The organism is Curvibacter cyanobacteriorum (assembly GCF_028649475.1).
GTDB lineage: Bacteria > Pseudomonadota > Gammaproteobacteria > Burkholderiales > Burkholderiaceae_C > Curvibacter > Curvibacter cyanobacteriorum.
The window spans coordinates 26,470-47,354 of sequence record NZ_JAQSIP010000016.1; the positions used below are offsets into that span (position 1 = coordinate 26,470).

16 protein-coding genes and 1 tRNA gene are annotated in these 20,885 nt (G+C 67.1%); 11 read left to right on the forward strand and 6 right to left on the reverse strand.

All coding sequences use genetic code 11. The annotated features are described in order from the left end of the window. Positions 1 to 30: 30 nt before the first annotated feature. A complete protein-coding gene (gene cysM / locus PSQ40_RS21190; protein ID WP_273953895.1) occupies positions 31 to 933 on the reverse strand; it encodes a cysteine synthase CysM in 903 nt (300 codons plus the stop codon). 38 nt (positions 934 to 971) lie between these two features. Here cysM and PSQ40_RS21195 point away from each other — a divergent pair. Next, positions 972 to 1,056 (forward strand) — tRNA-Leu (locus PSQ40_RS21195). 235 nt (positions 1,057 to 1,291) lie between these two features. Here PSQ40_RS21195 and PSQ40_RS21200 read toward each other — a convergent pair. After that, complete coding sequence (locus PSQ40_RS21200) at positions 1,292 to 2,641, reverse strand: sensor domain-containing protein (protein WP_273953896.1); 1,350 nt, start codon at positions 2,639 to 2,641, stop codon at positions 1,292 to 1,294. Between the two features lie 275 nt (positions 2,642 to 2,916). Here PSQ40_RS21200 and PSQ40_RS21205 point away from each other — a divergent pair, with 275 nt between their 5' ends. From PSQ40_RS21205 to katG, 5 genes are all read left to right on the forward strand, one after another. Beyond that, on the forward strand, positions 2,917 to 3,507 hold the full coding sequence (locus PSQ40_RS21205) for a histidine phosphatase family protein (protein ID WP_273953898.1): 591 nt from the start codon (positions 2,917 to 2,919) through the stop codon (positions 3,505 to 3,507). A 113-nt stretch (positions 3,508 to 3,620) separates the two neighbouring features. After that, a complete protein-coding gene (locus PSQ40_RS21210; protein ID WP_273953899.1) occupies positions 3,621 to 4,004 on the forward strand; it encodes a hypothetical protein in 384 nt (127 codons plus the stop codon). 132 nt (positions 4,005 to 4,136) lie between these two features. After that, positions 4,137 to 6,209 carry a TonB-dependent receptor gene (locus PSQ40_RS21215; RefSeq protein WP_273953900.1) on the forward strand — a complete coding sequence of 691 codons (2,073 nt, stop codon included), beginning with the start codon at positions 4,137 to 4,139 and terminating at the stop codon, positions 6,207 to 6,209. A gap of 8 nt (positions 6,210 to 6,217) precedes the next feature. Next, the gene (locus tag PSQ40_RS21220; protein ID WP_273953901.1) at positions 6,218 to 7,360 is read left to right on the forward strand and encodes a DUF1624 domain-containing protein; all 1,143 of its coding nucleotides are present in this window, start codon (positions 6,218 to 6,220) and stop codon (positions 7,358 to 7,360) included. 747 nt (positions 7,361 to 8,107) lie between these two features. Continuing rightward, positions 8,108 to 10,321: a catalase/peroxidase HPI gene (gene katG / locus PSQ40_RS21225; RefSeq protein WP_273953902.1), complete on the forward strand. Its 2,214-nt coding sequence runs from the start codon at positions 8,108 to 8,110 to the stop codon at positions 10,319 to 10,321. A 130-nt stretch (positions 10,322 to 10,451) separates the two neighbouring features. Here the strand turns inward: katG and PSQ40_RS21230 are convergent, their stop codons facing one another. After that, positions 10,452 to 11,393 carry a histone deacetylase family protein gene (locus tag PSQ40_RS21230; RefSeq protein WP_273953903.1) on the reverse strand — a complete coding sequence of 314 codons (942 nt, stop codon included), beginning with the start codon at positions 11,391 to 11,393 and terminating at the stop codon, positions 10,452 to 10,454. A gap of 182 nt (positions 11,394 to 11,575) precedes the next feature. Between PSQ40_RS21230 and PSQ40_RS21235 the strand changes: the two genes are divergently transcribed. Then, positions 11,576 to 12,130, forward strand: a complete 555-nt coding sequence (locus tag PSQ40_RS21235; RefSeq protein ID WP_273953905.1) for a phasin family protein — start codon at positions 11,576 to 11,578, stop codon at positions 12,128 to 12,130. Between the two features lie 247 nt (positions 12,131 to 12,377). On the opposite strand, the gene PSQ40_RS21240 is transcribed toward PSQ40_RS21235, so the two are convergent. Further along, on the reverse strand, positions 12,378 to 13,355 hold the full coding sequence (locus PSQ40_RS21240) for a Bug family tripartite tricarboxylate transporter substrate binding protein (protein ID WP_273953906.1): 978 nt from the start codon (positions 13,353 to 13,355) through the stop codon (positions 12,378 to 12,380). A 102-nt stretch (positions 13,356 to 13,457) separates the two neighbouring features. Between PSQ40_RS21240 and PSQ40_RS21245 the strand changes: the two genes are divergently transcribed. The 4 genes from PSQ40_RS21245 to fahA are packed head-to-tail and all read left to right on the forward strand — an operon-like array spanning position 13,458 to position 18,567. Beyond that, on the forward strand, positions 13,458 to 14,276 hold the full coding sequence (locus PSQ40_RS21245) for an IclR family transcriptional regulator (RefSeq protein ID WP_273953907.1): 819 nt from the start codon (positions 13,458 to 13,460) through the stop codon (positions 14,274 to 14,276). 52 nt (positions 14,277 to 14,328) lie between these two features. Then, on the forward strand, positions 14,329 to 16,674 hold the full coding sequence (locus tag PSQ40_RS21250) for a cytochrome P450/oxidoreductase (protein WP_273953908.1): 2,346 nt from the start codon (positions 14,329 to 14,331) through the stop codon (positions 16,672 to 16,674). 37 nt (positions 16,675 to 16,711) lie between these two features. Next, entirely contained in the window at positions 16,712 to 17,248 is a 537-nt protein-coding gene (locus PSQ40_RS21255; protein ID WP_273953909.1) for a VOC family protein, read from the forward strand. Next, complete coding sequence (gene fahA, locus PSQ40_RS21260; RefSeq protein ID WP_273953910.1) at positions 17,245 to 18,567, forward strand: fumarylacetoacetase; 1,323 nt, start codon at positions 17,245 to 17,247, stop codon at positions 18,565 to 18,567. Before PSQ40_RS21255 ends, fahA begins: the two co-directional genes overlap by 4 nt. Before the next feature lie 188 nt (positions 18,568 to 18,755). On the opposite strand, the gene PSQ40_RS21265 is transcribed toward fahA, so the two are convergent. Together PSQ40_RS21265 and PSQ40_RS21270 are read right to left on the reverse strand one after the other, a co-directional pair. Next, positions 18,756 to 19,736 (reverse strand): patatin-like phospholipase family protein, encoded by a 981-nt coding sequence (locus tag PSQ40_RS21265; protein ID WP_273953911.1) that lies wholly within the window; start codon positions 19,734 to 19,736, stop codon positions 18,756 to 18,758. Positions 19,737 to 19,767: 31 nt separating this feature from the next. Then, positions 19,768 to 20,841 carry an ABC transporter ATP-binding protein gene (locus PSQ40_RS21270; protein WP_273953912.1) on the reverse strand — a complete coding sequence of 358 codons (1,074 nt, stop codon included), beginning with the start codon at positions 20,839 to 20,841 and terminating at the stop codon, positions 19,768 to 19,770. Positions 20,842 to 20,885 lie beyond the last annotated feature (44 nt).

Genomic DNA, 20,885 nt, shown 5'->3' on the forward strand with positions numbered 1-20,885 from the left:
GCCAGGGCCCGGTGCGCCAGGCGCGCCCGGTCAGGCCGGAAACACCCCAGTCGACAGGTAACGGTCACCGCGGTCGCACACGACAAACGCGATGGTGGCGTTTTCGCAGGTTCGCGCAATCTCCTGCGCGACCCAGCAAGCGCCAGCGGCCGAGATGCCGGCAAAGATGCCTTCCTCACGGGCCAGTCGGCGGCAGCTTTCCTCGGCATCGTCTTGCGACACGTACACCAACTGGTCCACCAGGCTGGCGTCGTAAATGCTGGGCAGGTAAGCCTCGGGCCACTTGCGGATGCCAGGAATGCGCGACCCCTCACTCGGTTGTGCACCGATGATGCGCACGGCGGAGTTCTTTTCCTTCAGGTAACGCGCCACGCCCGTGATGGTGCCCGTGGTGCCCATGGCGCTCACAAAGTGGGTGATGCGGCCCCCGGTCTGCTCCCACAGCTCCGGCCCCGTGGTCTCGTAGTGGATGCGGGGGTTGTCGGCGTTGCCAAACTGATCCAGCACGCGGCCCTTGCCTTCCTTTTGCATCTGCTCGGCCAGGTCGCGGGCGTATTCCATGCCGCCGCTCTTGGGGGTCAGCAGCAATTCGGCCCCGAAGGCCTTCATGGTCTGGGCGCGCTCGATGGACAGGTCCTCGGGCATGATCAAAACCATGCGGTACCCCCGGATGGCAGCGGCCATGGCCAGCGCAATGCCGGTGTTGCCCGAGGTGGCCTCGATCAGCGTGTCGCCAGGCTTGATGTCGCCGCGTTCTTCGGCACGGCGGATCATCGACAAAGCGGGTCGGTCCTTGACCGAACCGGCCGGGTTGTTGCCCTCCAGCTTGGCCAAGACCACGTTGCCGCGTCGCTGGTTGTCAGCGACCCCGATGCGCTGAAGCGCGATCAAGGGCGTTTTTCCGACGGCGTCTTCAATGGTTGGGTATTTCATGCCCAACACTGTGCCATAATTTCGGTCTAGCGTTTTTTGCCCGGGTGGTGAAATTGGTAGACGCAGGGGACTCAAAATCCCCCGCCGCAAGGCGTGCCGGTTCGATTCCGGCCCCGGGCACCACTTACAAATCAACGACTCACGTTCGATTGATAGGTAAGAGCAAAAAGACGTTCCGCATCCGTTCACCGTGATGCGCTGCCAGCCAGCAAGACAACCGCCTCCGAGGCGGTTATTTTTTGTCTGCGTGCAGGTCTCCCCCCCCGCCGTGGCCCCCACCTGATGGTTCCCACCACCACCACTCACCGAGCCCACCGCTCGCACCGGGTCACCGGGGCGGCCGAACCCAGCCGCCCCCTCAGGGCGCCAGCGGCGGGTCAAAGAAAGCGATGCGGGCCCCGCGCTTGACCGCGTACATGGCGTCGTCGGCGCGGCGCAGCAACTGGTCCGGGCTCAGACCATCGTCGGGGTAGTGGGCCACGCCGATGCTTGGCACGATCTGCAGGGCGTGGCCATCGATCAGCGCGGGCTGCTGCAAGGCGGCCTGGACCTTCTCGAGCACGGCCTGCACGTTGTCCGGGGTCTGCACAGACTCGAGCAGGACCACGAACTCGTCCCCGCCCAGGCGCGCCACGGTGTCGGTCTCCCGCACGGCGTCACGCAGGCGCTGTGCCACGGTCTGCAACAGGCGGTCGCCCACGGCGTGTCCCAGGCGGTCGTTGACCTGCTTGAAGCGGTCCAGGTCCAGAAACAACAACGAGACCCGCCCTTGCGCACGCTCGGCCCGGGCCAGGGCGCGCCGCAAGCGGTCGTCCAGCAGGTAGCGGTTGGGCAACCCCGTGAGGGCGTCGAACTGCGCCATCTGCTGCAAGCGCGCGTACAGCGCGGTGCGCTCAATCGCCATGGCGATCTGGGTCGACACGTACTGCAGCAGCGTGAGGTGCTTGTTGGACCAGGGGGCGTCGCCCTGGTAACGCTTGAGCACCAAGGCCCCCACGCGGCCCCGTGGGGTGTTCAGTGGCACCCCCAACCACGCAGCCCAGTCGGCCCGAAACGCCAACCGCGTGGCGTCGGGCTGCTGCGCGAGGTCGTCGGGCGTCAACATCAAAGGCGCCCCGGCGGCCGGAATGGCCTCGTACAGGCGTTGATCGGCCTGGGCTTCGAGGGGGTCGTCCAGCGCCGGGTGCTGGCCGTCGCGCACCTGGTAGGCCAGCCGGGGAGGCCCCTGCGGCGTGTCCTGAACCCAGACCGAGAAATGCTGCACCGGCATCAAGGTGCCCACGATGGAGTGCACCTTGGCAATCAGCTCGTCCACATCGCTGCTGGCATGGGCGGCTTCCGAGATGGCGAACAAGGCCGCCTGCGAGGCCTCGGCCTGCTTCAGGGCGCTGACGTCGCGCGCCACGGCCACACGCTTCTGACCGGGGTCCGTGCGACGGGCCGACCACATCAGGTGCACCAGCTGGCCATCCTTTCGAACGTAGCAGTTCTCAAAGTGGAGGTGGGGCTGACCGTCCATCACGCGCTGGGCCGCGCGCAGGGTGCGCTCCAGGTCGAACGGGGCGACGAAATCGGTCATGCGGCGCCCGATCATCTCCTCGGGCGGGTAACCAAAAATACGCTCCCCCGCTGGACTGATGTACTCAAAGACGCCCTGGGCGTCGACCACGCAGATCGCGTCAAGCAACAGATCGGCAATTTTGTCCATGAAAGGCTGTGCTGTGTGCCTCGCGCACTGTGACTTGAATCGTGCGCCTAGCGTAGCTGAATTTTGCGTCACTGCCGAGGACTCAGCGCAGCTCCCAGCCCCGAACTGTCAAGCAAACCCCTGAGGCGGGCCCGACCTTGCGCCTGGGGGCTCACCGCTTCGGCCGACCCGGCGCACCATGTGCACCGCCCCTTTGACACAGCCCCTTTGACACCGCCCCTTTCACTCCGCCCCTGTCGCACCCGACGCACCCAACACCACAGCCCCCACCCACCATGATCTTCTTTTCACGGTTCCTCCTCACCTGGCTGACCCGCTGCGGTCTGATCGCCCTGCTGGCCTGGGGCGGCTCCGCCCAGGCCAACGACCTGTCCCAACGCCTGGCCTCGGCCGACCATGTCCTGCTGATGCGCCATGCCTACGCGCCTGGCATTGGCGACCCCACGGGCTATGTGCTGGGCCGCTGCGAAACCCAGCGTGTGCTCAACGACGAGGGCAAGGCGCAAGCCACGCGCACCGGCCAGTGGCTGCGCCAGCAGGGAGTGCAGCAGGCCGAAGTGCACAGCAGCCCGTGGTGCCGCTGCCTGCAAACCGCCGAGCGACTGGGCCTGGGGACACCACTCAACACCCCGGCCCTGGCCTCGTTCTTTGACCAACCCGAGCAAGCCGGCGCCCAGACTGCCGCACTGCAACGGCTGATCGCTGAACGCCTGGCCCGCAAAGGAACCCAAGCGCTGATCCTGGTCACCCACGACGTCAACATCCGGGCGTTCACGGGCGCCTCGGTGCGCTCGGGCGAGATGGTGCTGGCCCGGGTCAATGCCCAGGGGCAAAGCCTGGACCACCAAGTCCTGCCCTTGCGCTGAGGCGCCCGAGGCCGCGCTGCCGCCGCCCCGACGGCCGAAACGCGCGACAGACGGGGTTGACGCCACCCGAATCTGTTGCGAATTCTTCGCATTGGCTCCGTTAAACTCTCGCCATGCGCCGTCCGTGGATTCTTCGATTTGCCTGGCTGCTGTGGCTGGCTTCGCTTGGCACGGCCGTCTTGCCATTGGCGCACGACCTGTCGCACCGGCACGGCTTGCCGGTGCTGGTGGGCAGCAGCGCCCTCGCCACCCCGGCCACCCTGGCCGATCCGGGCAGCGCTGAGGAACACGCGCCCAGCGACGCCGAAGTGGGCTTTTGCCTGGTCTGCGCCCACCTGGGCAGCCAGCACCTGAGCCTGCCCGAAGCGCCCGTGCGCCTGCCGAGCCTGCAGCCACGGCCCCAAGCGGTGGCTGCGACGCCCCCGGCACAGCCTGCCGCCCAAGTGGCCTGGCTGCGGCCCGCGCCGCGCGCTCCCCCTGCCGCTTTCTCCCTCTGACCCCTTGATTTTCAGTCCCGCGTGCCCGGCACGCGGGCTTGGCGCTGGCCTGCCTGCCATGGGTGCAGCCAGCAGGCTGGCGCCGGCATTCCAACAGAGCATTGGGGCGCAGCCGCGCCCCTGGAGAAACGTGTGTTGTTCAAACAAAACCTGTGGCCCCTCGCGGTGGCCTCGACCTTGTCCTGCCTGCAAAGCCCGGCCCACGCGGCGGGTGATTCGCTGATCACCTTGGGCGAGGTCAAAGTGAGCTCAGGGACCGAAGGCGCCCTGCCCCCCAGCAGCCTGCTGACCTCGGTCGACCTGCTGGGCGCCGACAAGATCGAAGACCAGAACGTCAACAACAGCTGGGAGCTGCTGGGCCAACTGCCCGGCATCCAGCTGACCGAAACCCGCATGGGCGCCGAGTCCGGCAAGCCGACCTTCCGGGCCTTCAATGGCGAGGGCTACATCAACGGGATCAAGGTGCTGATCGATGGCATCCCCAGCAACGTCAACAGCGGCAACCAGCGCTTCATTGACATGATCTTCCCGCTGGAGCTGGACTACATCGAGGTGGTGCGCGGCACCAACGACCCGCGCTATGGCCTGCACAACATCGGTGGCAACATCAATTTCGCCACCCGCCAGGGCGGCCACTACAACGACAGCCGCATCAGCTACGGCAGCCATGCCACCCGCGAAGTGCAGTGGGCGCTGGGCCGTGAAACCCAGGGCTTTGCGCAAAACTACTTCATCGCCAAGCAGGACTCGAATGGCTACCGCGACCACTCGGCTTACCAAAAGTACACGCTGGGTGGCAAGTGGTTCATCACCTCGCCCGACCAGACCATCAAAGCCGGCATCGTGGCGCGCCTGTACTCGAACCAGGCACAGGAGCCCGGCTTCTTGACGCTGGCCCAGTGGGCCCAAAACCCCCAGCAATCGGGCGCCCACAACGCCAACGACGGGGACTCGCGCGACATGAAGCACCTCAGCGCCCACCTGGACTGGCAGATCACGCCGCAATGGCTGGCCAGCCAGAAGCTGTACTTCAACCACTACAGCGACGACCGCCGCGTCACCTTCACGGCCAGCCCGGCCGCCAGCCTGAACAACCTGCCGCGCCAGCGCCGCTTCTGGGACGAGAACCAGACCGGCTGGATGGGCACCCTGACCTGGCGCGGCCAGGCGGGCCTGGTGGTGGACGGTGGCCTCAATGTGGAGCGCCAAAAGAACCTCTACCAGCGCTACCGTTACGCCTACGCGATCCCCACCAACTTCAGCCAGCCCACCACCACGTCGAACGACGACCAGTACACGCTGAACAACGTGGGCGGCTATGTGCAGGCCATCGTGCAGGCCACCGACAAACTCAAGCTGGTGCCCGGCCTGCGCCTGGACCAGTTCAGCGGTGACACCCTGATCCGCACCAGCGGCGTGCGCGGCCGCTTGCAGGGCTACGGCTGGATCCAGCAGCCCAAGTTCAGCCTGGTCTACAGCCTCAACCCCGAAACCAGCCTGTACGCCAACTGGGGCCGCACCTTCCAGGTGCTGACGGGTTCGCGGGCGCCGGCCTACCTGACCAGCAGCGCTCAAGCCCAGTTTGCGCCGTCCATGAACACTGGCACCGAGCTGGGGGTCAAGTTCAAGCCCGCACCGCACACCGACCTGCGGGTGGCCCTGTGGCGACAAGAGGCCACCAACGAGGTCGCCAACATGCCCAGCACCGGCACCACGGTAGGCCTGGGCCAGACGCTGCGCAAGGGCCTGGACCTGCAGGCGGGCACGCGCCTGGGCCCGCAGCTCAAGGTCTGGGCCTCGCACTCGCTGCAAGAGGCCCGGGTGGTGAGCGCCTTCACCGCGGCAGGCGTGTCGCTGGCCGGCAAAGAGGTGTTTGCCACGCCGCGCCGCATCAGCACGGCCGGCCTCGAGTACCAAGCCCATGAAAAGCTGCGCCTGGGCCTGCAAGGGCGCGCCCAGAGCGACTACTTCATTGACGACCTCAATGCCCAGGGCAAGTTCGGCGCCTTGCTGACCTTCGACGCCAGCGCGCGCTACACCGTGTCGCCGCAGGTGAGTGTGGACTTCCAGATCAAGAACCTGGCCGACCGCCGCCAGGCCTATGTCTGGTACGACAACTTCTTCTGGCCCGCCGGCAGCGCCCAGCCCATGGCGTCGCCCGGGGCCGGTCGCACGGCGTTCATCGCCCTCAACCTGAAGATGTGAGGCCCCGCATGCCCCCTGACGTGACCCGCGTTCGACTCAGCAGCATCGACCGCCTGCGGGGGGCTGTCATGGCCCTCATGCTGGTGGACCATGTGCGCGAGTATTTCTTCCTGCACCAACAGGTCAGCGACCCGATGGTGCTCAACTCCACCTCGGTCGAGCTGTTCTTCACGCGCCTGAGCAGCCACTTCTGCGCCCCGGTGTTTGTGCTGCTGACGGGCCTCGGGGCCTGGCTCTACGGCCAAAAGAACGGCCGCACCCGGCGGGACACGGCGGTGTTCCTGGCCCAGCGAGGCCTGATCCTGATCGCCCTCGAGTTGACGGTGGTGAACTTTGCCTGGAGCCTCAGCCTGAGCCCGCCCAAGCTCTACTTGCAGGTCATCTGGGCCATTGGCCTGTCGATGCTGGCCCTGTCGGCGTTGCTGTGGCTGCCGCGGCCGGTGCAGGCGGCCCTGGCCGTGCTGATCATGGCGGGGCACAACCTGCTGGACCCGCTGCAGTTCACGCCGCAAGAAGCTGGCTTCATCCCCTGGGCCATCCTGCACGACCGCAGCCTGATCGAGCTGAGCCCCAGCCTGACCTTGCGCACTTCCTACCCCGTGCTGCCGTGGATCGGCATCATGCTGGCGGGTTACCTGATGGGGCCGCTCTACCGCCCCGGCGTCGCCGCGGCCTGGCGGCAACGGTGGCTGGTGTGGGGCGGCGTGGGGGCCCTGCTGACCTTCGCAGTGCTGCGCCTGGTCAACCGCTATGGCGACCACCCCTGGGTCGCAGGTGCCACGCTGCTGGAGTCGGTCCGCTCCTTCCTGAACCTGACCAAGTACCCCCCGTCGCTGCAGTTCATCTTGCTGACCTTGGGGCTCGGTTGGCTGGCCCTGGCTGGCCTGGAACGCCTGAAAGCCGGGGCCTGGCTGGACCGCATCGGCGCCGTGCCCCTGTTCTTCTACCTCGGCCACCTGTACCTGTTGCAGGCCCTCTACCAGTGGATGGCATGGGTCTTTGGCACCCACCACGCGGGCCGCTTTGGCCTGGACGCGGTGTGGCAGGTCTGGGCACTGGCCGCGGGGGTGCTGTGGCTGATGGCCGGCCCCTGCCGGGCCCTGGCCCAGCTCAAACAGCGCAGCCAGGCCCGCTGGCTGAGCTACTTCTGAAACGGGCTGCGGCCGGTGTCAATAGACCCGGCCGCGCAGGCCCGCCCCCCCGTCAACGGCCCATGCGCTGCCGACGGCCCGGGCCCTGGCCCCGGGGCCCACCGGGGACCGTGCCCGGGTGGGCACCCGAGGCCCCCAGCCAGTTTGACCAGGCGCCCACCTGATATTCATTTGAAAATCAGGACAAACCCCTGCCAGCCGCTCCAAAATAAACCAGCAAACGCCTGCAGACGTCGAAATAAAGACAGTTTTTGATTTTCAAAACACCGCCATAGAAATTATCAATCGCGGTCTTTGAAAATATTCAGCCCAGCCCCCCAGCCCCCCACCGGGCGGCGCCCCCCAGCTCCAGACACGGCGGCTTGGCGAGGCCACCACCCAAAGGCCAGCCGCGCAAGAGCCCAAGCCAGGCAAGGCGGCTCCCCCCATCCGGCGGCCACAGGCTGCGCCGGGGCCGCACGGCAGGCAGCGGGGGGGGCCTGTCGCGACAGCCACCAACTTTTACAAAAAAGTTTCATCAAAATGCAATTTGAATCACATTTTCTTGGCGGATTGGAATCTCCTATTTGAGTGATTGGCAGAACCCATCGGATTTGAGGCCCATTCACGTGCTTTTGCGCAAAGCAGTCCGTATCATTCACCCCATGCCTTGATGCAGCCCGCAGCAAGCGACCAGTGTCTTGATGGGTAATTGCCTTACCCGCACTTCGCCAGCGAAGTGATGTTCAACCTCAACAGGAGAAAGCCATGTCCAACGAACCCAAATGCCCTTTCGCAGCCGGTCAGGGCGCGCGTGCCACCCAGGGAGCTCAGTCCAACCGGGACTGGTGGCCCAACCAACTGAACCTGGGCATCTTGCACCAGCACGCACCGGCCTCCAACCCGCTGGGCGCCGACTTCGACTACGCCAGCGAATTCGAGAAGATTGACCTCGCCGCCCTCAAGCAGGACCTCGCCGCCCTGATGACCGACTCGCAAGACTGGTGGCCCGCCGACTGGGGCCACTACGGTGGTCTGTTCATCCGCATGGCCTGGCACAGCGCCGGCACCTACCGCACGGCCGATGGCCGTGGCGGTGCCGGCACCGGCAACCAACGCTTCGCCCCGCTGAACAGCTGGCCCGACAACGGCAACCTCGACAAGGCCCGCCGCCTGCTCTGGCCGATCAAGCAAAAGTACGGCAACGCCCTGTCGTGGGCCGACCTCATGGTGCTGGCCGGCAACGTGGCCATGGAAACCATGGGTTTCAAGACCTTTGGCTTTGGTGGCGGCCGCGCCGACATCTGGCAGCCCGAAGAAGACATCTACTGGGGCGGCGAAAAAGAATGGCTGGCCACCAGCGACAAACCTAACAGCCGCTACTCGGGCGACCGTGAGCTGGCCAACCCGCTCGCGGCCGTGCAGATGGGCCTGATCTACGTGAACCCCGAAGGCCCGGACGGCAACCCCGACCCCGTTGCCTCGGGCCGCGATGTGCGCGAAACCTTCGCCCGCATGGCCATGAACGACGAAGAAACCGTGGCCCTGGTGGCCGGTGGCCACACCTTCGGCAAGGCCCACGGCGCTGGCGACCCCAAGCTGGTTGGCCCTGAACCGGAAGGTGCGCCCATCGAAACCCAAGGCCTGGGCTGGATCAACCAGTTCGGCACAGGCAAGGGCGGGGACACCACCACCAGCGGCATCGAAGGGGCCTGGAAACCCAACCCCACGACCTGGGACAACGGCTACTTCGACACCCTGTTCGGCTACGAATGGGAGCTGACCAAGAGCCCGGCCGGTGCGCACCAATGGGTGGCCAAGAACGTCAAGCCCGAGCACATGATCCCGGACGCGCACGACCCGAGCAAGAAGCACGCGCCCATGATGACCACGGCCGACCTGTCGCTGCGCTTCGACCCGACCTACGAAAAGATCTCGCGCCGCTTCCACCAGGACCCGCAGGCCTTTGCCGACGCTTTCGCCCGCGCCTGGTTCAAGCTGACCCACCGCGACATGGGCCCCAAGGTGCGCTACCTTGGCCCCGAAGTCCCGGCCGAAGACCTGATCTGGCAAGACCCGATCCCGGCGGTGAACCACCCGCTGATCGACGCCCAGGACATCGCGGCGCTCAAGTCGCAGGTGCTGGCCTCGGGCCTGACGATCAGTGAACTGGTGTCCACGGCCTGGGCCTCAGCCTCGACCTTCCGTGGCTCGGACAAGCGCGGCGGCGCCAACGGGGCCCGCATCCGCCTGGCACCGCAAAAAGACTGGGAAGCCAACCAACCGGCCCAGCTGGCCAAGGTGTTGTCGACCCTCGAATCGATCCAACAAGCCTTCAACGCCGCCGCCAGCGGTGGCAAGAAGGTGTCGCTGGCCGACCTGATCGTGCTGGCAGGCAGCGCAGCGGTCGAGGCCGCCGCCCAAGCCGCGGGTCAGGCCATCGAGGTGCCGTTCACGCCGGGTCGAACCGATGCCACGGCCGAACAGACCGATGCCGAGTCCTTCTCGGTGCTGGAACCGGTGGCCGATGGCTTCCGCAACTACCAGAAGCAGGCCTACAAGGTGTCGCCGGAAGAGCAACTCGTGGACAAGGCCCAGCTGTTGACCCTCAGCGCCCCCGAAATGACGGTGCTGGTGGGCGGCCTGCGGGTCCTGGGTGCCAACACCAACGGCAGCCAGCACGGTGTCTGGACCCAACGCGTCGGCACGCTGAGCAATGACTTCTTCGTCAACCTGCTCGACATGCGCACCGCCTGGAAGCCCAGCGCCAGCGACGCCCTGGTCTACGAAGGCCGCGACCGCCAGACCGGTGCCGTGCTGCGCACGGGCACCCGGGTGGACCTGGTGTTCGGCTCCAACTCGCAGCTGCGTGCGCTGGCCGAGGTCTACGCCCAACACGGCGCCGAAGCCAAGCTGGTGCGTGACTTTGTGGCCGCCTGGACCAAGGTCATGAACCTGGACCGCTTCGACCTGAAGAAGTGATGCTGGCCTGAGGCGCCCCCACCGAGCTCACCGCGCCTCACCCCATCGCCCCCTCCTCGCCCCGCCCCCGTGCGGGGGTCAGCGCGGCCTCCCAGTCTGGAGGTCGCGCTTTTTGCTTTCTGTGCCCGGCTCAGGCCACGCGCGCAGCCAGGCGGGCCTGCCAGCGGGCGTGGTAATCCGCGGCCACGCGGTAGGTGTTGAACTGCACCCGCACCGTGCTGCTGAGGTCATGCCCGTAGCCACCGCCCATGGCAAACGCCAGCGGCAAGCCCCGTTGCCAGGCCCAGTCAAGGACCCGGCGGTCGCGCGCCTCCAGGCCATCGTCACTGAGCTTGAGGCGGCCCAGGCGGTCGCCCTCGTGCGGATCGGCCCCGGCGAGGTAGAGCACAAAATCGGGCGCGAAGCGCTGTTCAACCGCCTCCAGCGCCAACTCCAGCGCGTGCAGGTACGCGTCGTCGGTGCAGCCATCGGGCAGGTCCACATCGAGGTCGCCCGGCACTTTGCGGAACGGAAAGTTCTTTTCGCCGTGCAGGGACAGGGTGAACACCGAGTCGTCGCGCGCGAAGATGCTGGCCGTGCCATTGCCCTGGTGCACGTCCAGGTCAACGATCAGCACCTTGAGCGCCCGGCGCTGGGTCCGAAAGGCCTCGGCCTGCATCAGGCGCGCGGCCACCGCGAGGTCGTTGAACACACAAAACCCGCCACCACGGTCGGCGCTCGCGTGGTGCGTGCCGCCCGCCAGATTGGCGGCAACCCCGTCCCGCCAAGCGGCCCGGCAGGCCGCCACCGTGGCGCCGACCGAGCGCCGAGAACGCTCGGCCATCGCAGGGCTCCAGGGGAAACCGATCTCACGCTGGTGGGCGGGCTCCAGGGTGCCGTTTTGAATCGCCTCGACATAGGCCGGGGCATGGGCCAGGGCCAGCTCGCCGTCGCTGGCGCGCGGGGCTTCCAGCAGCTGCACCTGGGGCAATTCGGCCAGCAGTCGGTCGCGCAACAGGCGGTACTTCTGCATCGGGAACCGATGCCCCGAGGGCAAGGGCAAGACAAAGTGATCTGCGTAAAAAGCCTGCATCGGCAAATTGTGGCGGATGGGCCTCAGGCAGGTGCGGCGCCGGGTTTTGCTGCACTGCAACAAAAAACACTTGCCAAGCCCCAAAAGGCGGCGCATACTTCACCCATGCTGCACTGCAACATGACTTGATCGGTTCAGAGCAGAGACGTTCTCAGTTCACCTTCATTTTTTAGGAGTCCACCATGTCGCTGACCCCCGAGCAAGTTCTGGCCGCCCACAAAGCCAATGTTGAAACCCTGTTTGGTCTGACCACCAAGGCCTTCGAAGGCCTGGAAAAGCTGGTCGAACTGAATGTGACCGCCTCGCGCGCCGCCCTGCAAGAAGCCGCCAGCCACACCCAGGCCGTGCTGAGCGTCAAGGACGCCCAAGAGCTGCTGGCTCTGCAAGCCGGCCTGTTCCAGCCCCTGGCTGAAAAGACAGCCGCCTACAGCCGCCACCTGTACGACATCGCTTCGGGCACCAGCGCCGAATTCGGCAAGGCCGTTGAAGGCAAGACCGCCGAAGTGCAAAAGACCGTGGCCACCCTGGTGGAAAGCGCTGCCAAGAACGCCCCCGCCGGTTCTGAAACTGCCGTGGCCGCCATCAAGAGCGCCGTGACCGCCGCCAACAATGCTTTCGAATCGGTGCAAAAGGCGGTCAAGCAAGCCACCGACGTGGCTGAAGCCAACTTCAACGCCGTCGCGGCCAGCGCCGTGAACGCCGCCAAGACCACCACCAGCGCCGCCAAGAAGCGCTGATCGGTCCGATCTCAACACCCGGCGCCCATGGTGTCCGGGTGGGGTGCCCAGTCCCGTGGGGCTGACGCACCTGACCCCTTGTCTCCTGGATCCTTTCGACGCCTCTGGCTCAGGGATCCTTTCAAGCCCAGTCACTGACTGGGCTTTTTTTTGGCCGGGGCGCTGGTCTGCAAGTGGCGAGCCGGCGCCCGCGCCAAAAAAAACGGGGCCCGCAGGCCCCGTGGCTTGAACGCCGCAGGGGCGCCCCTCAGTCCAGCGAAATGCGCTGGTCTTTGATCAGCTTGTGCCAACGCACGGTCTCGGTGCGGATCAGGTCGGCGTACTGCTGCGGCGTGCTGGCGACCGGCTCGATGCCGAACTCAATCAGCTTTTGCTTCACTGCTGGCTGGTTGATGGCGCCGGCCACCTGCTTTTGCAGGGCCGCCACCACATCGGCCGGCGTGCCAGCCGGGGCCACGATGCCCACCTGGGCCGAGGCCTCGACGTTCTTGTAGCCCAGTTCAGCGAAGGTGGGCACCTCGGGCAACTGGGGCAGGCGCTTGGCGCTGGCCACCGCCAGCGGGCGCACCTTGCCCGCCTTGATGAAGGCACCACCGGCAGCCAGGTCGACCATCATGACGGGGATCTGGCCACCGGCCAGGTCGGTCAGGGCCGGCGCGGCGCCGCGGTAAGGGATGTGGGTCATGAAGATGCCGGCATCGACCTTGAGCAGTTCCATGGCCAGGTGGTGCGGGCTGCCCGCACCGGCCGAGGCAAAGTTGATGCTGCCGGGCTTGGCCTTGGCCTGGGCGATCAGGTCCTTGGCGTCCTTGATGTCCGATGCCGGGCTGGCCACCAGGATCATCGGGAACTTGCCCATCAGCGTGACTGGCAGCAAGTCCTTGCTCGGGTTGTACGACAGCTTGGAATACAGCGCCGAGTTGAACACCATGGTGCCGTTGTCGGCCGACAGGATGGTGTAGCCGTCAGCGGTGGAGCGGGCCAGCTCGGTGGCAGCGATCGCGGTGTTGCCGCCGGGCTTGTTGTCCACCAGCACCGGCTGGGCGATTTGCGTCGAGAGTTGCTGCCCGACGGTGCGCGCTAGAAAATCAGAGCCGCCGCCCGCTGGGTAAGGCACCAGCCAGCGAATGGGCTTGGCCGGGTAGCTTTGGGCGCTGACCGGCAAGGCCCAGGCCAACAAGGCGGGCACTGCCAGCAAACTGGCCACCAGACGTCGTGTTTTCATCATGTTCTCACCATCCAATCAATTGGGTATATTGGCGTGATGTTAATACGCTATGCGTAAAAACAAAGATTCACGTTTTCCCTTAGAAACCGCGCTCCTCCCATGAACGACACCTCACCCACCGCCCGCCCTGCCGACCGTCGCCAGCGGGTTCAATCCGCCGAAATGGGCTTGAGCATCCTCAAGGCCCTGGCGCGCCTGGGGGGCGCCGCCAGCCTGACCGCCACCGCGGCCGAAGTCGAGGAGAGTCCGGCCAAGGTGCACCGCTACCTGGCCAGCCTGTGCCAGCAAGGCTTTGTGGACCAGTCGCCGGTCAACCAGCATTACTACCTGGCGCAGGAGGCGATCTCGATCGGGCTCGCGGCCCTGCGCCAGTGCGACCCGATCCGCCTCGGTGAAGCGTCGCTGGTGCGGCTGCGCGAATCGCTGGAGGTGACCGCCTTCTTGGCCGTCATGGGCAACAAGGGGCCCACGGTGCTGCGCATCGAAGAGCCCACACTGCCCGTCACGGTGAACATGCGGGCCGGCTCGGTCATGCCGACGCTGTGGTCGGCCGCGGGCCGGGTGTTCCTGGGTTTCTCGGACGACCGGCTGGTGATGGAGATGGCCGAGCAGGAGTTCAGCCAGGCCAGCGCCGAGCGCCGCGCCCAGCTCAGCGGTCCCCGCCCCATCGAATTGCTGCGCCAGCAGGTGCGGGCACGCGGCTACGCCGTGGTGCAGGACGCCATGCTGCGCGGCATCAGCGCCCTGGCGGCGCCCATCTTTGACGCCACGGGCAAGGTCTGCGCCACCTTGGCCACCTTGGGTGCCACAGGCGGTTTTGACCTGCACCCCGACGGGGCCATCTGCCCCGCCTTGCTGCACGAGGCCCGTGTCATCAGCCGCGCCATGGGCCACCAGGCCGTGAGCGCTAGGGAATAGTACGTATTTGCGATTTCTATTTGCGTAATACATTTACGCAATGGAGATCAACATGACGTCACCCAGCACCGCCACCACCGCAGGTCGCTGCCCGTTCACCTCGGCGACCCCGGCCCCCGCCCTGAGCCCCACGGGCTGCCCCGTGAGCGCCCGGGCGGCGGCCTTTGACCCCTTTGCCCCCAGCTACCAGCAAGACCCTGCGGCCACGCTGCGCTGGGCCCGTGAAGAGGAGCCGGTCTTCTACAGCCCCGAACTGGGCTACTGGGTGGTGACGCGCTACGAGGACGTGAAGGCGGTGTTCCGCGACAACCTGCTGTTTTCGCCCTCGATTGCGCTGGAGAAGATCACGCCCGCCTCGCCCGAGGTGATGGCCATCCTGCAGGGCTACGGCTTTGCCATGAACCGCACCATGGTCAACGAGGACGAGCCCGAGCACATGGCCCGCCGCCGCCTGCTGACCGACGCCTTCCTGCCCGAGCGCCTGATGCGCTACGAGCCCGCCATCCGCCAGTTGGCTCGCCAGTACATGGACCGCTTCATCGACAAAGGGCGGGCCGACCTGGTGGCGGAGATGTTCTATGAGATCCCGCTGACCATCGCGCTGCACTTTTTGGGTGTGCCCGACGAGGGCGCCGAGCAACTGCGCCAGTTTGCCGTCGCCCACACCCTCAACACCTGGGGCCGCCCCACGCCCGAGGAGCAACAGGCCATCGCCCACAACGTGGGCCGCTTCTGGCAGACCGCGCAAAACATCCTTGACGGGATGATGGCCCAGCCCGATGGCGAAGGCTGGATGTACGAAAGCATCCGCCAGCACCACCTGCACCCGGAGGTGGTGACACTGTCCTACCTGCGCTCGATGATGATGGCCATCCTGGCCGCGGCGCATGAGACCACCTCGAATGCCACGGCCAACGCCTTCATGACCTTGCTGACCCAGCGCGAAAGCTGGGAAGCCATCTGCGCCCAGCCGGCCCTGATCCCCAACGCGGTCGAGGAATGCCTGCGCGTCGCGGGCTCCATCGTGGCGTGGCGCCGGCGCGCCACGCGTGAAACCCAATTGGGCGGCGTCACCATCCCGCAAGACGGCAAGCTGCTGCTGGTGCAGGCCTCGGCCAACTTCGATCCGACCCACTTTGAAGACCCGGACCGCGTGGACCTGTACCGCGAGAACGCCGTCGAGCACCTGACTTTTGGCTACGGGGCCCACCAGTGCATGGGCAAGAACATCGGGCGCATGCAGATGCGCGTGTTCCTGGAGGAGTTTGTGCGCCGCCTGCCGCACCTGCGCCTGGTGCAGCCGCAGACCTTCGACTTCTTGTCCAACACCTCCTTCCGTGGCCCGTCGGCGCTGTGGGTCGAGTGGGAACCGCAACACAACCCCGAGCGCCAGGCCGGTGCAACCCTCACGCCGCTGGCGGACTTTCAGGTCGGCCCGCCGCCCAAGGACGGTCTGGCGCGCACGGTGCGGGTGCTGGCCAAACACACCGAAGGCGAGCAACTGCACCGCTTCGTGCTGGCCCCGGTGGGCCCGGGCCGCCTGCCCCACTGGACGGCGGGTTCGCACGTCGACCTGATCGCGGGGGGCTTTCGCCGCAAGTACTCGCTGTGCGGCGGCACCGAGCACCCGGGCTGCTACGAGGTGGTGGTGCAGCGCGAGGCCGAGGGCCGCGGCGGCTCGCGCTATTTCTGCGACACGCTGCAGGTCGGTGACACGCTGCAGCTGGCCGGCCCCAAGAACCTGTTCCGCCTCGACGAGAGTGCCGGCCGGCACATCTTGGTGGCGGCCGGCATCGGCATCACGCCCATCCTGGCGATGGCCGACCGCCTGCGATCGCTGGGCCTGTCCTATGAGCTGCACTACGCGGGCCGCTCCCGCCAGCACATGGCCTGGCTGTCCCGCGTCCAGCGCGACCACGCCGACCGCCTGCGCCTGCACATCAAGGCCGAGGGCCAACGCATGGACCTGGCCCAGCTGCTGAGCGCGGTGGACGCCGACACGCGGGTGTACGCCTGCGGCCCCGACCGGCTGATCGCCCAGCTTGAGGCCCTGGCCGAGCACTGGCATGAGGGCACCCTGCGCTTCGAGCACTTCAGCGCCGAAGCCACCGCCCTGGACCCCGAGAAAGAACACGCCTTTGTGGCCGAGCTGCAGGACTCCGGCCTGCGCGTCGAAGTGCCGCGGCACCAGACGCTGCTGCAGGCCCTGCAAGCGGCTGGCGTCGACGTGCCCTGCGACTGCGGCGAAGGCCTGTGCGGCACCTGCGAGGTGAACGTGCTCAGCGGTGACATCGACCACCGCGACAAGGTGCTGACCAAGAGCGAACGCCAAGCCAACCAACGGATGATGGCCTGCTGCTCGCGCGCCGTCGGCCAGCGCATTGTGCTGGCCCTCTGAACTTTCAACCCTCGACCCCCCGACTCAGGAGACGAACATGCTGATCGAAAAAATCCACCATGTGGCCTACCGCTGCAAAGACGCCAAGGAAACCGTGACGTGGTACACCAAGTACCTCGAAATGGATTTCCAGCTGGCGTTTGCCGAGAACCAGGTGCCCTCGACCAAGGCCCCGGACCCGTACATGCACATCTTCCTCGACGCCGGCGGCGGCAATGTGCTGGCCTTCTTCGAGCTGCCCAAGCAACCCGAGATGGGCCGCGACGTGAACACCCCGGACTGGGTGCAGCACATCGCCTTCCAGGTCGACTCGGTGGTCACGCTGGAGCGCATCAAGGCGCGCCTGCAAGCCGACGGCATCGAGGTGGTGGGGGTCACCGACCACACCCTGTTCAAGTCGATTTACTTCTTTGACCCCAACGGCCACCGGCTCGAACTGGCCGCCGACACCAGCACGCCCGAGCTGCTGAGCAAGGCTGCAGCGGTCAAGTGGGAGATGCTGGAAGAGTGGAGCCGTACCAAGCGCGCCCCCCAGCACGCGGCCTGGATGCACGCGTCGGAGTTCCAGGCATGAGCACCCTGCTGAACGAAACCCACGACCCCGCGCTGCGCAGCTGGCTGGCATCGGCCCAGGCGCCGCAAAGCGACTTCCCGATCCAGAACCTGCCGTTTGCAGTGTTCCGCCGCACCGGTAGCCAAGAGGCCTATCGGGGTGGCGTGGCCCTGGGCGACCAGATCATCGACCTCGCCGCGTTGGCCCGCACCGGGCTGGTCAGCGGTGACGCGGGCACGGCCCTGCAAGCCGGTGCGCAAGACAGCTTGAACGCCTTGATGGCCCTGGGCGCACCGGCCTGGAGCGCGCTGCGGCTGGCGCTGTCGCGCCTGCTGCGCGAAGGCGCCGCCGAGGCCGCCACCGTGGCGACCTGCCTGGTGCCGCAAGCACAGGCCGAGTTCACCGTGCCGGCCCGCATCGGCGACTACACCGACTTCTACACCTCGGTGCACCACGCCACCAACATCGGCCGTCAGTTCCGCCCGGACAACCCCTTGCTGCCCAACTACAAGTGGGTGCCGATCGGCTACCACGGCCGCGTCTCGAGCATCGGGGTGTCGGGCCAGCGCTTCCGCCGCCCGGTGGGTCAGACCCTGCCGCCCGGCGCGTCCGAGCCGGTCTTTGGTCCCTGCAAGCGGCTGGACATCGAGCTGGAGCTGGGCATCTTCCTGGGCCAGGGCAATGCGCTGGGCGAGCCGATCGACATCACCGACGCCGAGCAGCACGTGTTTGGCCTGTGCCTGCTCAACGACTGGTCGGCGCGCGACATCCAGGGCTGGGAATACCAGCCCCTGGGGCCCTTCCTGTCCAAGAACTTCGCGACCACGATCTCGCCATGGATCGTGACGCTCGAGGCCCTGGCCCCCTACCGCACCGCCTTCGAGCGCCCTGCCGGTGACCCGCAACCGCTGGCCTACCTGGACTCGGCAGCCAACCGCGCCGAGGGCGCACTGGACATCCAGCTCGACGTGGGCCTGCAGACCCCGGCGATGCGGGACGCGGGCCTGCCGCCCACCAGCATCTGCCGCACCAGCTACCGCCACGCCTATTGGACGCTGGCCCAGATGGTGACGCACCACACCGTCAATGGCTGCAACCTGCAAGCCGGCGACCTGCTGGGCAGCGGCACCCTGTCGGGCCCCACGCTGGACCAGGCGGGCGCGCTGATCGAGCTGACCCAGGGCGGCAAGCAAGCGATCACCCTGCCCCAAGGCGAGCAACGCGTTTACCTGGAAGACGGTGACAGCGTGGTGCTGCGCGGCTGGTGCGAAAAACCCGGCGCGGCACGCATCGGCTTTGGCGCCTGCGAAGGCAGCATCCTGCCGGCGCGCGCGCTCTGACATCAGACCGGGGGCAGACCCTCGGCAGGCCTCACGCACCACGCACCACGCACCACGCCACACACGCCGCGGTGCGTGCCCCCAGGGCCTGAGGCCGGCCACGGGGCCTGCGCCCCACCTTGGGGCCGCCCTCAGCCCCGCGCGCGCAGGCGCGCCCGCCGTGAGCGGGGGCGGGTGGGCGGGCGCATTCAACGCGTGGCCAAAGCGGCCTTGAGCGTGGGCAGGGCTTGCAGCATGGCCACCCGGCCCGCCTCGATGGAGCGGCGGCGGGCGCCGAAATCAGCGCTCTTGATGCCCGGCAAAGCGGGCTTGATGACCAATTCCGCCTCTTTGAGCTCCCAGGCGTTGATGCTCTTGGACATGATGGCAAAAGTCTGCAACAGGATCTGCAGCGAGTCGTTGGCTGAGTTGCCCTCGGGCGGGCTCGAAATGTCCACCGCGACCACATAGGTGGCCCCCATCTGGCGCGCAAAGCGCACCGGCACCGGCGACACCAAGCCACCGTCAACGTAGTCGCGGCCCGCGATGCTGACCGGCTGGAACACCGAGGGCACCGCGCTCGATGCGCGCACCGCCGTGCCGGTGTTGCCACGCTGGAACAACACGCCTTGGCCGTTCTGCAAGTCGGTGGCCACCACGCCCAGCGGCAGGCGCATGTCCTCGATCAGGCGGTTGGCGACCAGGTTGTTCACATAGCGGCCCAGGGCCTCGCCCTTGAGCATGCCGCGGCTGAAGATGGGCAGGGTCCAGTCGGTGATGGCGGCCTCTTCCATGGTCTCGGCCACCTGCTGCAGCTGGGCACCGGTCTTGCCGCTGGCGTACAGCGCAGCGACCACACTGCCCGCCGACGTGCCCACCACGAAGTCGGGCTTGATGCCGGCCTCTTCAAGCACCTGGATCACGCCAATGTGGGCAAAGCCCCGCGCGGCACCGCCCCCCAGGGCGAGGCCGATCTTCAGCGGCGGACGCGGTGCCGGCACCGGGGCCGGCGTGGCGGCGGTCGAACCCGTCGCAGCACTCCCCGCCCCCGAGGTGGCCACCGCGCCGCCGGTGCTGGGGGTCAGGGGGGGCGGCGTGCCGCAGGCTTGCAGAAACAGGGCCAAAGCCAAGCCGGCGCCCCAGCGCGCACCGCGGGACGCCCGGTCAGACCGAGAGGAAAAAAAACGCATGGTGAATCTGAACAAAAAAGGCGCGGCCCCCTCAGGCGGCCGGCAACCGGGCAAACGTGACCACGTGGTCCATCTCGGGGCGGATGCCCACCCATTCGCCCACCGCGTGGTCGTGGTGGCTGGGCACATGGGCCAGCACCGTCTCGCCAGTGGCCAGGCTCAGGGTGTAGAGAAACTCAGAACCCCGGAAGGCCTTGCGCAGGATGCGCGCCTTCACCTGGGAGGCGTCGTCGTGCACGATGTCATCGGCGCGGAACAGCACATCGCACAGCCCGCCCGGGTACGCGGTGGGTAGCGGGCACTCGCTCAGGTCCTCCAGGTCACCCAGAGGGGTGTGCACGCGCAATGCGGCCCCACTGCCACTGAGGCTGGCGGGCAAGAGCACACCGTGGCCGATGAAGTCGGCGACAAAGCGCGTCGCGGGCCGGTGGTACAGGGTGTAGGCGTCGTCCCATTGGTGCAGCGCCCCCTCTTGCATGACCCCGATCACATCGCCGATGGCAAAGGCCTCCAGCTGGTCGTGGGTGACCATCAGCGCGGTGGCCCCGGCCTGCTTGAGGATGCCGCGCACCTCGTGCGCCAGGCGCTCGCGCAGCTCGACGTCCAGGTTGGAAAACGGCTCGTCCAGCAGCAGCAGGTCGGGCTTGGGCGCCAACGCGCGGGCCAAGGCCACGCGCTGTTGCTGGCCCCCCGACAACTCGTGCGGGAAGCGGGCCTGGGCGCCGTCCAGGCCAACCAGGTCCAGCACCTCGCGCACCCGGCTGCTGCGGGCCTCCCGCGACAGTGCGGCCAGGCCAAAGCCAACGTTGTCGGCGATGCTCAGGTGCGGAAACAAGGCGTAATCCTGGAACACCATGCCCATGCGGCGCTGCTCCGGGGGCACCACGGCGCCGACGGCACTGACCACGCGCTTGGACAAGCGGATGGTGCCGGCCGCCACCGGCTCCAGCCCTGCGACAGCGCGCAGCAAGGACGTCTTGCCGCAGCCCGACGGGCCCAACAAGACGCCGATGTCCCCGGCGCGCAGCCCCAGCGACACCTGGGCCACGGCGGCACGCGGGCGACCGGGGTAACGAACATCCAGCTGAGACAGCTCTAAAAACATAGACCTGGATTGTAGAGAGCCCCGAATGCCCCCCCAGGCCACGC

Coding starts and splice junctions, on each gene's coding strand:
- PSQ40_RS21210 (WP_273953899.1), top strand. CDS start 3,621: ATGCGCCGTCCGTGGATTCTTCGATTTGCCTGGCTGCTGTGGCTGGCT.
- fahA (WP_273953910.1), top strand. CDS start 17,245: ATGAGCACCCTGCTGAACGAAACCCACGACCCCGCGCTGCGCAGCTGG.
- PSQ40_RS21230 (WP_273953903.1), bottom strand. CDS start 11,393: ATGCAGGCTTTTTACGCAGATCACTTTGTCTTGCCCTTGCCCTCGGGG.
- PSQ40_RS21205 (WP_273953898.1), top strand. CDS start 2,917: ATGATCTTCTTTTCACGGTTCCTCCTCACCTGGCTGACCCGCTGCGGT.
- cysM (WP_273953895.1), bottom strand. CDS start 933: ATGAAATACCCAACCATTGAAGACGCCGTCGGAAAAACGCCCTTGATC.
- PSQ40_RS21265 (WP_273953911.1), bottom strand. CDS start 19,736: ATGCGTTTTTTTTCCTCTCGGTCTGACCGGGCGTCCCGCGGTGCGCGC.
- PSQ40_RS21255 (WP_273953909.1), top strand. CDS start 16,712: ATGCTGATCGAAAAAATCCACCATGTGGCCTACCGCTGCAAAGACGCC.
- PSQ40_RS21235 (WP_273953905.1), top strand. CDS start 11,576: ATGTCGCTGACCCCCGAGCAAGTTCTGGCCGCCCACAAAGCCAATGTT.
- PSQ40_RS21245 (WP_273953907.1), top strand. CDS start 13,458: ATGAACGACACCTCACCCACCGCCCGCCCTGCCGACCGTCGCCAGCGG.
- PSQ40_RS21240 (WP_273953906.1), bottom strand. CDS start 13,355: ATGAAAACACGACGTCTGGTGGCCAGTTTGCTGGCAGTGCCCGCCTTG.
- PSQ40_RS21250 (WP_273953908.1), top strand. CDS start 14,329: ATGACGTCACCCAGCACCGCCACCACCGCAGGTCGCTGCCCGTTCACC.
- PSQ40_RS21270 (WP_273953912.1), bottom strand. CDS start 20,841: ATGTTTTTAGAGCTGTCTCAGCTGGATGTTCGTTACCCCGGTCGCCCG.
- PSQ40_RS21220 (WP_273953901.1), top strand. CDS start 6,218: ATGCCCCCTGACGTGACCCGCGTTCGACTCAGCAGCATCGACCGCCTG.
- katG (WP_273953902.1), top strand. CDS start 8,108: ATGTCCAACGAACCCAAATGCCCTTTCGCAGCCGGTCAGGGCGCGCGT.
- PSQ40_RS21200 (WP_273953896.1), bottom strand. CDS start 2,641: ATGGACAAAATTGCCGATCTGTTGCTTGACGCGATCTGCGTGGTCGAC.